This window comes from Nocardia concava NBRC 100430, from assembly GCF_000308815.1.
Classification (GTDB): Bacteria; Actinomycetota; Actinomycetes; order Mycobacteriales; family Mycobacteriaceae; genus Nocardia; species Nocardia concava.
On record NZ_BAFX01000065.1, the window covers coordinates 1 to 13,218 of the forward strand.

Below are 13,218 nucleotides of genomic sequence, written 5' to 3' on the forward strand. Positions count from 1 at the left end.
GGATACGAGCTGGTGTGGGAGGAATCGACCGCCGCGGCGGGACGACGCTACTTCCCGCCGCGCGGGCGCACCGACCGCGGCTCGGAGCTCTACCGGATTGCCCTGGCCCGCATCGCATGCCCCGCCTGACCCCCGCCACCGAACAGCAACGCCGGCACCGGATCATCGACGCGGCATTGGACTGCTTCGCCGAACGCGGCCTGCACGCGACCACCATGCAGGACATCTGCCGACGCTCGGGGCTGAGCCCGGGCGCGGTGTACTGCTGGTATCCCAGCAAGGAAGCCATCATCGAGGCCGTCGCCGAGCAACGCCACCGCCACGAGCGCGAGCTGATCGAGACCGCGGTGTCGGGCACCGACCCGCATACCGCGTTGCGGGAATTCCTGGACTCCTATTTCACCTGGCTCGCCGAGCCCGCCGAACAACGCCGTCGCCGAGTCAGTGTGCTGGTGTGGGCGGAATCGCTGGTCAACACCAAATTGCGGCCCACCGTGCAGGATGGAATCGGCCAGCGCGCACTGGCTCTGGACTCGATCCGCGCCGGGCAGGCCGGTGGAGCGATCACCACCCGCGCCGACGCCGAGTCGATCACCCGGCTGTGCCTGGCCTTGATCCAGGGCTTCATCCTGCAGCAGGCCTGGGAACCCGAGCTCGACATCGCCGGATACCGCCGCGCCCTGGAGCTGGTCGTCGATGCCCTCGCACCCGACTCGACCGGTCACTGACCCGGCTCAGGCGGGCGCGGCCAGGCGCAGGTGCTGCAGGCGGGCGAGGCGTTCGATGGTGTCGTGACCGGGATGCGGGTTGTAGAGGACCAGGTGACGGTCGGGGTGGTCGGCGACGGTGAGGGTGGTGGCATCGAAGTAGAGGTCGCCGACCTCCGGATGCTGCAGGGCGTTGACGGCCTGACGGGCGGGGCCGACGTCGTGACGCGACCACAGTTCGGCGAATTGCGGACTGCGGGAACGCAGTTCGGTGATGACGGACTCGAAGCCGGGGTCACCGGGGCAGGGCGCGGTGTCGGCGCGGTAGGCGGCGACCACCGCGGGGGCGGCCTCGGACCAGACCTCACGCATCGCGAGGTAGCGGGGGCTGGTGAAGTAGGTGATCAGGCAGTTGTGGCCGGTGCCCTCGTAACCGAAGACGGCGCGGGCGGTGTCGTTGAAGGCGAGGACGTTCCAGTAGCGGTCACGCAGCACGGCGGGGCGGGTTCCCCACGCGTCGAGGAGGTTTCGCAGTTCGGGAGTGACGTCGGGCCCGCTGTCGACCCCGTGGCAGGGTGCGTTGAGTCCGGCCAGCACATACAGGTGGGCGCGTTCGGGCCCGGTGAGCAGCAGCGCGGCGGCGATGGCGTCCAATACCTCGGTGGAGACGGTGATCTCGCGCCCCTGTTCGAGCCAGGTGTACCAGCTCACACCGACCCCGGCGAGAACGGCGACCTCCTCGCGCCGTAACCCCGGGGTGCGGCGCCGCCCGGCGACGGGAAGTCCGACCTGGTCGGGGGTGATGCGGGCGCGTCTGCCGCGCAGGAATTCGCGCAGCAATTCCCGCCGTCCGCGTGCCTGATCCATACCTCACGCTAACAATCACACCCGCCCCTGCCGTCCCACGCCCGGTTAGCATGTGACCGAATTGGTCTCGAGGGGGGCGGATGCGGCAGATCCTGGTGGCGGCGATGGTCGCGCTGGCGGTGTCGATCACGGTGACGCCGTTGCTGATTCGGCTGTTCACGCGCCGGCAACTGGGTCAGCAGATCCGCGGGGACGGACCCCAGAGCCACCTGGCCAAGCGCGGCACCCCCACCATGGGCGGCATCGCGATCCTGATCGGCATGTGGGCCGGCTACCTGGGCGCGCACCTGGTGGGCATGCATTACGGCGAGCCCGGCCCCAGCGCCTCGGGAATATTGGTGCTGTGCCTGGCCACCGCGCTGGGCGGGGTCGGGTTCCTCGACGATTACATCAAGCTGTCCAAGCAGCGCAGTCTCGGGCTGACCGCGTCGGGCAAGTATGTCGGACAGCTCGGCGCCGCGGTCATCTTCGGGGTGCTGGCCCTGCATTTCCGCGGTGGCGGCGGGCTGACGCCGGGCAGCCGCCACGTGTCGATCGTGCGTGACATCACCACGGTGTCCCTGGGTATGACCGGGTTCCTGCTGGCGGCGTGCCTGCTGGTGGTGGCCTGGTCCAACGCGGTCAACATCACCGACGGCCTGGACGGATTGGCCGCGGGCTCCATGGGTTTGACGCTGGGTTCCTATGTGCTGATCACGTTCTGGCAGTTCACGCATTCCTGCGCCAGCCGCGCGGTGCCGGGCTGCTACACCGTGCGCGATCCCCTGGATCTGTCGATCGTGTGCGCGGCCGGGGCGACGGCGTGTGTCGGATTCCTGTGGTGGAACGCGGCTCCGGCGAAGATCTTCATGGGCGACACCGGCGCGCTGGCGTTGGGCGGGCTGCTGGCGGGGCTGTCGATCACCAGCCGCACCGAGCTGCTGATGGTCGCGGTGGGCGCGCTGTTCGTGGCCGAGATCCTGTCGGTGGCGCTGCAGATCGTCATGTTCCGCACCACCCGCACCCGATTGTTCAAAATGGCGCCGTTCCATCACCATTTCGAGCTCACCGGCTGGCCGGAGACCACCGTCATCATCCGGTTCTGGCTGCTGGCCGCGATCGCCTCGGCGACCGGTCTGATCGCCTTCTACGGCGAGCACCTCACCACCACCGGCGCGCAACTGCCCTGAAACGCGGTGTGGCCCACCCGGAATCGAGATTCCGGATGGGCCACACGAGTTTTCACCCGATGCATCACGACACGCGGTGCATCATCTCTCTGTTCAGTGCACGACGGCGGGTGCGTCGACCGGTGCGGGCGCGGCCGGTTTGGTGCGCGGCAGGAAGAATGCCGGGATCAGTGTGGCCACCAGCAGGCACAACGCCACCACGAAGGTGTGCCCGAAAGCGCGTGCGGCCAGGTCGAATCCCTCGTCGAGCAGCGTGCGCGGCAGCTGCGCGAGCTGCTCGCTGTGCCGTGACCCGATGGCCGCGTTGGCCAGCGTGGGATCCGGTGCGCCCGGCGGCAGGTGCATGCCCTTGTCGCCGAGGGTCGTGCCCCGGTTGAGCAGGGTGGTCAGCACCACGGAAATGGTTGCGGTGCCGATGGATCCGGCGGTCTGGTTGACGATGTTCATCAGCGTCGACCCGCGCGCGACCTCACCGTGGGTGAGCGTCTGGATGGCCGCGGTCATGGTCGGCATCATGGTGCAGCCCATGCCCAGGCCCATCACGAACAGCACCCCGCACAGCAGCACATACGGCGTATCGGCCTTGACCTGGGTCAGGAACGCCATCGAGATCGACATGACGCTGATGCCGGTGAGCACGATCTTGCCGGGCCCGATCTTGTCGACGAGCCGGCCCGCGATCGGCATGGTCAGCATCGCGCCCAATCCCTGCGGCGCGATCAGCAGACCGGCGGCGAGGGTGGATTCCCCGCGCACCTGCTGCAGATACGACGGCAACAGCAGACCGGACCCGAAGAACGCCATCGCGAACAGCGTCATGGTCATCACCGCGAAGCGCAGCGACTTGTTCTTGAACAGCCGCAACTCGATCAGCGGATGCTCGGTGCGCAGCGCGTGGAACACGAACCCGATCAGCAACCCCAGGCCGATGACCGCCGGAATCAGCACCTTGGCCGATTTCACCGTGCCCTCACCGGGAATCGAGGACACACCGTAGAGGAAGGCGGCCAGACCCGGTGAGGCCAGCAGCATGCCGACGAAGTCGAAGGTCTGCGAGGGTTCGGGATTGTCGCGCGGGAACACCACGAACGCCAGGATCAGCGCGATGATGCCGATGGGCAGGTTGATCAGGAAGATCCAGTGCCAGCTGAAGGCGTCGATGAGCCAGCCGCCCAGGATCGGACCCATGATCGGGCCCAGCAGCATCGGCACGCCCAGCACCGCCATGACCCGCCCGATCCGGGTCGGGCCCGCAGCGTGGGTCATGATCGTCATACCGAGGGGCATCAGCATGCCGCCGCCGAGGCCCTGGATGACGCGGAAGGCGATGAGCGACTCGATGTTCCATGCGGTCGAGCACAGCACCGAGCCGATGACGAAGAAGGTCAGCGCCATCATGTAGAGGCGTTTGGTGCCGAAGCGGTCGGCGGCCCAGCCCGTCAGCGGGATGACGGTGGCCAGCGCGAGGGTGTATCCGGTCATCGTCCACGCCGCGACGGCGTAGGAGACCGGACGGTCGAAGGCGGTCTGGAAGGTGGGAATCGCGACGGTCACGACGGTGACGTCGAGGATCGACATGATGGCGCCGAGCACCACGACACCGGCGATCTTGAAGACGCCGATGTCCAGTTTGTCGTCGGCGGGATCGACCGCCGTGCTATCCGGAGGGGTGGTCACCGCTTCAGCCTGCCAGCCGGTCGGTGACGAAACCAGCACATTTTGGTGTCGGCGCGATACGGCACGAGATCGGCGCTCATGACAGTCCTCCCTCACAGTGCGAAACGCCTCGGAGTCGGAACCCGTCGATCATACCGAGCGCTAGCAACCATTGCGCAATGTCGCGGCGGCACAACGACGTCGGACCGCGCGTAGTCTGTGTTTCTCCAGCGCTGCACCCGAGGAGTTCACCCGCGATGACCGACCCCGTTGTGGGCTTGACCGGTACGCTGACCTCGCCGATCCGGGGCGCGGGCGCACTCGGTGAGGTACTGGTCGCCATTCGAGGGGGAACCGAGCTCTACATCGCGCGCGCCGAGGAACCCCTCGACATCGGCACCACGGTACTGGTCGTGGCCGTGCATCCGGGGCGTGTGGTCGATGTTGTTGCGTGGATACCGCTTCCGGGCGATCGATAGATCAAGAACCTCTCACCGCTCATCTCTTCGCATCATCAAATCGAGGGAGACATCGATGCTCGGATATCACGTTCCGGCCCCGGACCAGGCGATGCTGGTCTCAGGCGGCCGCGGCGGTAAGGACAACGCCCCGTTCCGGGTGATCATCGGCCACGGCGCGTTCGTGGTCCCGATGTTCCGCAAGGTGCGGTATCTGTCGCTGGCCATGTTCGAGGCCGAGATCGGCGAGCGCTGCGTGACCAAGCAGGCCATCCAGCTCGATGTGCGGGCGGTGATCGCGTTCAAGGTCGCCAATGACACGCAGTCGATCGTCAATGCGGCGCAACGGTTCCTGTCCGAGCAGGAGCGGGAGATGAGCGTGCTGACCGGGCGTATCTTCTCCGGGCATCTGCGCTCGATCGTGGGCTCGATGACGGTGGAGGAGATCATCCGCGAGCGCCAGAAGCTGGCCGATGAGGTGCTGGTGGCCTCGAAGGTGGAGATGAGCAATATCGGGCTGTGGGTGGACTCGTTCCAGATCCAGCACATCGACGACGGCAACCTCGGCTACATCGCCGCCCTGGCCGCCCCGCACAATGCCGCGGTGCAGCGCGACGCGTCGATCGCCCAGGCCGCCGCCGCGCAGCTGGCCGCCCAGGCCGAGCAGGAGTCCCAGCGCCGCCAGGCCGAATACCAGCGCGAGACCGCGATTTTGAAGGCGCAGTACCAGCGCGATATCGACAAGGCCAATGCCGAAGCGGCACAGGCGGGTCCGCTCGCCCAGGCCAACGCGCTGCAGGAGGTGCTCACCGCGCAGGCCGAGCAGGCGCGCAAGCAGGCCGAGCTGCGCGAGCAGCAGCTGCAGGCCGAGGTCGTCAAACCCGCTCTGGCAGAAGCGGAACGGGTGCGCATCCTGGCCGAAGCCGAGGCCGACCGCACGCGGATCCAGGCCGAGGCGGCGGCGTCGAACAATCGGATCGCGTTGGATCAGCTGCTGATCGAGCAGTTGCCCGAGATCGTCAAGCAGGCCTCGGTGGGCCTGTCGAAGGCGAATCTGACGGTGCTCAACGGCCCGGACGGGGTGTCGGAGATCGTGAACGGGATGGTGGGCCAAGGTCTGACCGTCTTCAATTCGTTGCAAAAGGCACTTTCTTCCAACAATGATCAACCTGCGGACTAGAGTGGCCGTCTGAGAGGGACGCGGCGACGAGGAGCGGGTGTTTAGGTGTCCATCGGGAAATTGGTGTCGTTCGACAGTTCCAGGGGTTTCGGGTTCATCCGTCCGGAAGACGGCGGGCCGGACGTGTTCGTGCACGTCAACGACATCGGGCTGGACGAGGACGAGCTGCGCCAGGGGCGGGTTTTCGAATTCGATGTGACCGAGGGTGATCGCGGGCCCAAGGCGATCAACCTCGCGGTGGTGCCGGGGCAGACCGCCCCGGCCGCGGCGCGGCACAAGAAGAACGACCATGCGCGCGGGTCGGGGCAGTTGAGCGCGGCCGAGCATCGGCGGTTGATCACCGAGCTGCTGCTCGACGCGTCGCCGCAGTTGACGGCCGGGGAGATCATCACGATCCGGGATCGGCTCACCGCGTTCGCCGATCAGCACGGGTGGCTCGAAAACTGACCGGTTCGCATTACGATCGGTTGCGGGTCCACCGCGAACCGAGGAGGTCGTGTGCAACTGCCCGTCATGCCACCGGTCAAACCGATGCTGGCCAAATCCGTCTCCGACCTGCCGCGTGATCCGGGGTTGCTGTACGAGCCCAAGTGGGACGGGTTCCGCTGCATCGTCTTCCGTGACGGTGACGAGATCGAACTGGGTTCGCGCAATGATCGGCCCCTGACCCGGTACTTCCCCGAACTGGTGGAATTGCTGGGTCAGGCGCTGCCGCCGCGGTGTGTGGTGGACGGGGAGATCGTGGTCGTCACCGAGAACGGCCTGGACTTCGACACCCTGCAGCAGCGGCTGCATCCGGCGGCCTCGCGGGTCAACAAGCTGGCGGTGGAGACTCCGGCCAGTTTCGTGGGCTTCGATCTGCTCGCGCTGGGTGATGAGGATCTGACCGAGCGGCCCTTCGCCGAGCGGCGGCGCCTGCTGGAAACCGTTCTCGACGGCCAGTTTTCGCGCACCCACCTCACCCCGATCACCGCCGAGGCCGATGTCGCGGCGGACTGGTTCACCCGGTTCGAGGGCGCGGGTTTCGACGGGGTGATGGCGAAAGCGGCGGATCTGCCTTATCTGCAGGACAAGCGGGTGATGCTCAAGATCAAGCATGAGCGCACCGCCGACTGTGTGATCGCCGGATTCCGTTGGCACAAGGACGGCCAGGGCGTGGGGTCGCTGCTGCTGGGGCTGTTCGACGACGAGGGCAATCTGCATCATGTCGGGGTGGCGTCGAGTTTCACCGCGGCCCGGCGCAAGGAGCTCGTCGACGAGCTGGAACCGTTGCGGCGCAACGCACTCGAGAATCATCCGTGGCGTTCGTGGGCCGATGCCGCGGCCCAGGCCAAGGCCGAGGGCAAGATGCCCGGCGGGGTGAGCCGCTGGACCGGCGGCAAGGATTTGTCGTGGGAGGCGTTGCGGCCCGAGCTGGTCGCCGAGGTCCGCTACGAGCATGTGATGGCCGGGCGGCTGCGCCACGGCGGGCGGCTGGTGCGTTTCCGCACCGACCGCACACCGCAGTCGTGCACCTACGCCCAGCTCGACGAGGTCGCCCCGGCTGAGCTGGCCGATATCTTCGCCGAGGCCAGAGCGGCGAAAGGGACCGCGCGGTGAGTGAATCGCTGGAGCTCGAGGTGGCCGGGCACCGGGTCACCCTCAGCAATCCGGGCAAGATCTACTTCACCAAGCGCGGTGAGACCAAGCTGGATCTGGTGAATTACTACCTGGCCGTGGCGGATCCGATCATGCGGACCATCGGCGGGCGGCCGGTGCTGCTCGAACGGTATCCGGACGGGGCGTCGGGCAAGTCGTGGTTCCAGAAGCGGGTGCCCAAGTCGGCGCCGGACTGGCTGCAGACCACGGTGGTGTCCACGCCCAACGGGACCACCAGTGACGCGCTGGTCGCGGTGGACATGGCCCACATTCTCTGGGCGGTCAATCTGGGCTGCTTGGGTTTTCACGTGTGGCCCACCCACGCGGGTGCCGAGGCGGCCTCGACGTTTCCGCCGGTGCTGGATGCGGCCGGGAACGTGCTGCCGCCCACGGGTGTGACCGATGAGCTGCGCATCGATCTGGACCCCTCCCCCGGCATCGGTTTCGAGGATCTGCGCCGTGCGGCGTTCGCGGTGCGCGCGCTGTGCGAGGAGCTGGGTATCGATGTGCGGGTGAAGACTTCGGGGTCGCGCGGTCTGCATTTGTACGCGCTGCTGCAACCGCACTGGGACGGCTATCAGGTGCGCGCCGCGGCGGTGGCGCTGGCCCGTGAGCTCGAGCGCCGCCATCCGCAGGAGATCACTGCGGCCTGGTGGAAGGAAGAACGCGGGTCGCGGGTGTTCGTCGATTTCAACCAGAACGCCCCGCACAAAACGGTTTTCGGGGCGTGGTGCGTGCGGCCGAAGGTGGGCGCGCAGGTGTCGACGCCGGTGTCGTGGGAGGCGCTGGAATCGATCGTGCCCGATGAGCTGACCATCGCCACCGTGCCCGCGCGGGTGGCCGAGCTGGGTGATCCGTGGGCCGATCGCACGCCACAGTCGCTCACGCCGCTGCTCGAGATGTCGGACAAGGACATGGCCGCGGGGTTGATGGATGCGCCGTGGCCGCCGGTGTATCCGAAGATGCCCAATGAGCCCTCACGCGTCCAGCCTTCGAAGGCTCGTAAGGATTCCGCCGAATAGTGGTTGCGCTCCCGGTGTTTTCGACACCGGGATATTCGCACATCTTGTGTCACCGGACCAAATCCGCACCCGATGTGGAACATCGTTTCTTAACACGTAATTAACAGCCGCTGGTCAGGCCATCGCGGCGAATGTAGACAGACCGGTCAGTTCGCTTTCGATTTGCTCACCGCACCAAACGAACCCGTTAGCTTGGCCATAGCCAGAACCTCGATCCGCGGGTATCCTGGCCGCCCGCAACCGCCCCCGGAGCAGGCCGAGGCCGCTGAAACAGCCTGAACTGCAATGTCGTTCGGTGGCAGAGGTCAAATTGACACCGCCACGTCCGGCCGATAACGTGTCGCCGTGACGTTGCCGGTCGGATGACCAACAACGAATTCGGACCGGGGAAGTTTCGTCGGGGATGTTTTTGTGAACAATTTTCCAAACCGGTCTGCTTTTTCGCATGCCGAGATCGTTTCGGGCCGAAGCGGTATCGATACAGCCGCAGGCAGTGCGGTGCAATCGACTATTTCCGCCGTGGTCGTGGATGAACTCATTCGCAACGGCGTGGAATGGGTCGTCTATTGCCCGGGTTCGCGCAATGGGCCGCTGGGTTTCGAACTCGTGCGGCGCGCGCGGGCCGGGCAGATCAGGCTGCAGGTGCGCCTGGACGAGCGGTCGGCGGCGTTCGTGGCGCTGGGGATCACCAAGGCCAGCGGGGTGCCGGCCGCGGTGGTGACCACCTCGGGTACCGCGGTGTCGAATCTGCTGCCCGCGGTCACCGAGGCCAACTACGCGGATCTGCCGTTGATTCTGGTGACCGCCAACCGGCCGCCGGATGTGCTGGGCACCGGTGCCTCGCAGACGGTGGAGCAGACCACGCTGCTGGGCGCGCAGGTGCGTCACGTGCAGCAACTGTGGTCGGGCGAGGTGCTGGGGTCGCGGGAGAACGGGGTGCTGCGCTCGCAGATCTGCCGGGCGCTGGGTATCGGGACCGGGCAGTTGCTGGGTCGGCCCGGTCCGGTGCAGATCGATGTGCCGCTGGTCTCGGGTATGCCGCCGGCGGCCGAATCCTCTTGTCCGGGTGGGCGTCCCGACGGGGCGCCGTGGATCCGGATGCCCGATCCGCGGCGCGGGCAGCACGCGGATTCCCCGCGCATCGATCTGCGCGGCTCGACGCTGGTCATCGCCGGGGACGGCACCGATCCGGCCGATCTGCCCGCGGATCTGCCGTGCATGGCCGAGCCGACGGTGGAGGTGGGTGCGCGGGTGCGACTGCACCCGTGGGTGCTCGATTACGTGCGGCCCGAACAGGTGCTGATCTACGGGCGTCCGACCCTGCATCGCAATGTGGGGCGGCTGCTGGCGCATCCGGAGGTGAACACCGTGCTCGTCGCCGGGGGCGGCGATTGGGTGTATGCGGCACCGGATATCGACGTGCTGTCGCGGAATCCGGGTTTCACCGGTGCGGTGTCGCCGGGGTGGGTGCGCGAGCTCGAACTCACCGATGCGCTGGTGCGCCGGGCCTGGGCGCGCACGCTGGCCGATCCGGTGAGCCGGCGCACGGGAATGGGTGTGGCCCATGCCGTGCTGGGCGGGCTGCGCGCCGGTGACCTGTTGTGGGTGGGGGCGTCGAATCCGATCCGCGATGTGTCGACGGCCGGCCGGGTGCCCACCGGTGTGCGGGTGCTGTCCAATCGCGGTGTCGCCGGGATCGACGGCAATGTCAGTGCCGCGGTGGGTGCGGCGCTCTCGGCGCCGGAGCGGACGGTGGTCGCGCTGCTGGGTGATCTGACCTTCGCCTATGACGCGTCGGGTTTGCAGACCGGGCAGTTGGAGCAGGTGCCCGACAATCTGATCATCGTGGTGTCCAACGACTCCGGCGGCGGGATCTTCGAGCTGCTCGAGCAGGGGCACGCCACCTACAAGCAGGAGCCTTACGGCGATACCTTCGAACGGATCTACGGGACACCGCAGCAGATCGATATCGCGCAGTTGTGCGGCGGGTACGGGGTCGCCCATCAGCGGGTCGAGGTCGAGGAGCTGGCTGCGGCGCTGGAGCGGGCTCGGCGGGCGCGGCGGCGTGCGGTGCTCGAAATCCCGGTCGCGCGAGCGGGTTTGCGCGATATCCACGCCGAGACGCGCCGGGTCGCCGATGCGGCCTTCACTACCGGTGCCGAGGCCGACTTCGATGCGGTCGCAGTCCCGGAGCTGGCCGTCGAGCTGGCGCTGCCCACCCCTGAACTGTCCGGAAATCTCGAATACTCCTGATGCCACACACATCGACTTCGATCCCGCTCACGCCGCTGCTCGTGCCCGAGGATCCCGACACCGCGGTCGCCGCACTGCAGCACGCCATCGACGCTGTCCACCGCGGTGGGCACGCGATCGCCCCGATCACCGATCCGGGCGCGGCCGCCGCGCTGCCGCCTACGGTGCCCGCCGGGACCGCGGTGGTGCTGTCCACCTCCGGATCCAGTGGTGTGCCCAAGCGAACCCTGTTGTCGCGCAACGCGTTGCTGGCCTCGGCGCAGGCGAGCGCGGAGCGCCTCGGCGGGGCGGGCGACTGGCTGTTGTGCCTGCCGCCGGGTTTCGTGGCCGGGTTCCAGGTGATCTCGCGGGCGGTGCTGGGTGGTACCCGGGTCTCGGGCCTGGCCGGGGGTCGTTTCGATCCGGCCGGGTTCGCCGCGGCCGCGCGGGCCATGCCTGCCGGTCGCCGCTACACCTCGCTGGTACCCACGCAGGTGCAGCGGCTGCTCGCCGAGCCCGAATCACGGGAAGCGCTGGCCGGTTTCGACAAGGTGCTGATCGGGGGTGCGCGCCTGGACGAGGAGACCGGGGCGCGGCTGCGGGCGGTGACCGATGCGGTGATCACCTACGGGATGACCGAGACCTGCGGGGGCTGCGTGTACGACGGGCGGCCGCTGCGCGGGGTGCAGGTGCGCCTCATCGACGACATCATCCATCTGGGCGGGGACGTGGTCGCCGACGGCTACCTCGGCGCGGCCGAGCAGCCGTTCTACCGCGAGGCTGACACGCGCTGGTATCGCACGGCCGATCGCGGACGGTGGGCCGATGGGCTGCTGGTGCCGACCGGGCGGATCGACGATCTGATCAACACCGGCGGGGTCAAGGTCTCGGCGGTGGCGGTCGAACAGGCGCTGACCGAGGTGGCGGGTGTGCAGGCCGCGGTGGTGATGGGTCTGCCCGACCGCGAGTGGGGCGAGGCCATCGGCGCGTATGTCGTTGCACCGCACGGCATGCCGGAGGTGGCGGTGCTGCGTGAGGCGGTGCGGGCGCGGCTCGGGCGGGCGGCGGTGCCCAAGCGGGTGCTGGTGGGCAGTGCGCTGCCGCTGCTGCCCAATTCGAAGATCGACCGCCGCACGGTGCGGGAGTTGTTGGCAGGAACCGGAATCGGAGCAGAACTATGAGTGAACCCACACGATTCCGCCTCAGCGGCGGCAGCGGCCCGGTCGGGTTGGACGGCCCGCTGATCTGCTATCACAATCTGGCCGAGGCCGAGGCGGCGGTGCGCGCGGCAGATTACGGCAATCTGGTCGCGGGCTCGATCCCCTTCGACGACGAGGCCGCGAGTGCGTCGCTGTATCTGGGCTGGCGCAATACCGATCGGCTCGAATCGCGGGGCGAGAGCGGGGCGCGCGCGGATTTCCGGGCCGATATCGCGTTCAACGATGCGTCGATCGCGGACTATCTGCGGTTGATCGAGGATGCGCTCGAGTTGTTGCGGTCGCCGGATTCCGAGCTCGAGAAGATCGTCGTGGCGCGCGCCGAACGCTACTTCTACGACGGGGTCGTGGATCCGCTGCGGATGTTCGCGCGCATCGCGAGCCTGTATCCGAACGCGCAGAGCTATTTCGTCGAGCATCTCGAGCATCCGGGCGTGTACACCTTGGGCGCGAGCCCGGAGTTGTTCCTGCGCAAGACCGGTCACACGGTCACGATGACGCCGTTGGCGGGCACGATTGTGCGCGATACCCGGCTGCCCGAATCCGAGGACAAGCAGCGCGCCCGCGCGGTGTTGTTCGATGAGAAGTATCTGGCCGAGCATCGGCATCTGGTGGATTTCATGGTGAAGGGTTTGGCGCCGTTCTGCCCGGAGCTGGACTGCCCGCAGGAGCCGGTGCTGGTGAGCGCTCCGGGGTTGTGGCACTTGGGAACTCCCATCACCGCGCGCCTGACCGATCCCGACACCCCGGTGGCCGAGCTGGTGGCGGCGCTGCATCCCTCCCCCGCGGTGTGTGGTGTCCCCCAGGTGCAGGCGCGGGCCATGATCGCCGGGTACGAGTCGGCGCGCGAGTATTACGGCGGCCTGGTGGGGTGGGTCGACAGTGACGGGGACTGCGAGTTCCATATGGCGTTGCGCGGGCTCGAACTCGATTCCCACCGTGGGCATCTGACGTTGCGGGCCGGTGGCGGGGTGGTCTCGCGCAGCCGTATCGACGTCGAGTTCGCCGAGACTTCCGCCAAGCTGGCCACCATGCGCCGGGTGCTGGGGATTCCGGCGTGAACACCGTGATT

The 13,218-nt window shown here is 67.7% G+C and carries 12 protein-coding genes; 10 read left to right on the forward strand and 2 right to left on the reverse strand.

Translation table 11 applies throughout. From position 1 onward, the window contains the following. Positions 1–116 precede the first annotated feature (116 nt). Entirely contained in the window at positions 117–728 is a 612-nt protein-coding gene (locus ON43_RS13365) for a TetR/AcrR family transcriptional regulator (protein WP_040807428.1), read from the forward strand. 6 nt (positions 729–734) lie between these two features. Here the strand turns inward: ON43_RS13365 and ON43_RS13370 are convergent, their stop codons facing one another. Further along, the gene (locus ON43_RS13370) at positions 735–1,574 is read right to left on the reverse strand and encodes a helix-turn-helix transcriptional regulator (protein WP_040807429.1); all 840 of its coding nucleotides are present in this window, start codon (positions 1,572–1,574) and stop codon (positions 735–737) included. A gap of 80 nt (positions 1,575–1,654) precedes the next feature. Between ON43_RS13370 and mraY the strand changes: the two genes are divergently transcribed. Next, positions 1,655–2,743 carry a phospho-N-acetylmuramoyl-pentapeptide-transferase gene (gene mraY / locus ON43_RS13375; protein ID WP_040807430.1) on the forward strand — a complete coding sequence of 363 codons (1,089 nt, stop codon included), beginning with the start codon at positions 1,655–1,657 and terminating at the stop codon, positions 2,741–2,743. Between the two features lie 93 nt (positions 2,744–2,836). On the opposite strand, the gene ON43_RS13380 is transcribed toward mraY, so the two are convergent. After that, positions 2,837–4,420 (reverse strand): DHA2 family efflux MFS transporter permease subunit, encoded by a 1,584-nt coding sequence (locus ON43_RS13380; protein WP_040807529.1) that lies wholly within the window; start codon positions 4,418–4,420, stop codon positions 2,837–2,839. 236 nt (positions 4,421–4,656) lie between these two features. Between ON43_RS13380 and ON43_RS13385 the strand changes: the two genes are divergently transcribed. The 8 genes from ON43_RS13385 (at position 4,657) to ON43_RS13420 (ending at position 13,207) form a co-directional block, all read left to right on the forward strand. Then, complete coding sequence (locus ON43_RS13385) at positions 4,657–4,878, forward strand: NfeD C-terminal domain-containing protein (RefSeq protein WP_040807433.1); 222 nt, start codon at positions 4,657–4,659, stop codon at positions 4,876–4,878. A 55-nt stretch (positions 4,879–4,933) separates the two neighbouring features. Further along, the gene (locus tag ON43_RS13390; protein WP_040807434.1) at positions 4,934–6,037 is read left to right on the forward strand and encodes an SPFH domain-containing protein; all 1,104 of its coding nucleotides are present in this window, start codon (positions 4,934–4,936) and stop codon (positions 6,035–6,037) included. A 45-nt stretch (positions 6,038–6,082) separates the two neighbouring features. Next, positions 6,083–6,484, forward strand: coding sequence for a cold-shock protein (locus ON43_RS13395; protein WP_040807435.1), 402 nt, complete (start codon positions 6,083–6,085; stop codon positions 6,482–6,484). A 51-nt stretch (positions 6,485–6,535) separates the two neighbouring features. Continuing rightward, positions 6,536–7,636: an ATP-dependent DNA ligase gene (locus ON43_RS13400; protein ID WP_218003255.1), complete on the forward strand. Its 1,101-nt coding sequence runs from the start codon at positions 6,536–6,538 to the stop codon at positions 7,634–7,636. Continuing rightward, the gene (locus ON43_RS13405; protein WP_040807437.1) at positions 7,633–8,697 is read left to right on the forward strand and encodes a DNA polymerase domain-containing protein; all 1,065 of its coding nucleotides are present in this window, start codon (positions 7,633–7,635) and stop codon (positions 8,695–8,697) included. The genes ON43_RS13400 and ON43_RS13405 overlap by 4 nt, the downstream gene beginning before the upstream one ends. Positions 8,698–9,216: 519 nt before the next feature. After that, positions 9,217–10,950: a 2-succinyl-5-enolpyruvyl-6-hydroxy-3-cyclohexene-1-carboxylic-acid synthase gene (gene menD / locus ON43_RS13410; RefSeq protein ID WP_083913396.1), complete on the forward strand. Its 1,734-nt coding sequence runs from the start codon at positions 9,217–9,219 to the stop codon at positions 10,948–10,950. Then, positions 10,950–12,110 (forward strand): AMP-binding protein, encoded by a 1,161-nt coding sequence (locus ON43_RS13415; protein WP_083913392.1) that lies wholly within the window; start codon positions 10,950–10,952, stop codon positions 12,108–12,110. The genes menD and ON43_RS13415 overlap by 1 nt, the downstream gene beginning before the upstream one ends. Next, positions 12,107–13,207 carry an isochorismate synthase gene (locus tag ON43_RS13420; RefSeq protein ID WP_051178382.1) on the forward strand — a complete coding sequence of 367 codons (1,101 nt, stop codon included), beginning with the start codon at positions 12,107–12,109 and terminating at the stop codon, positions 13,205–13,207. The genes ON43_RS13415 and ON43_RS13420 overlap by 4 nt, the downstream gene beginning before the upstream one ends. Positions 13,208–13,218: the final 11 nt, after the last annotated feature.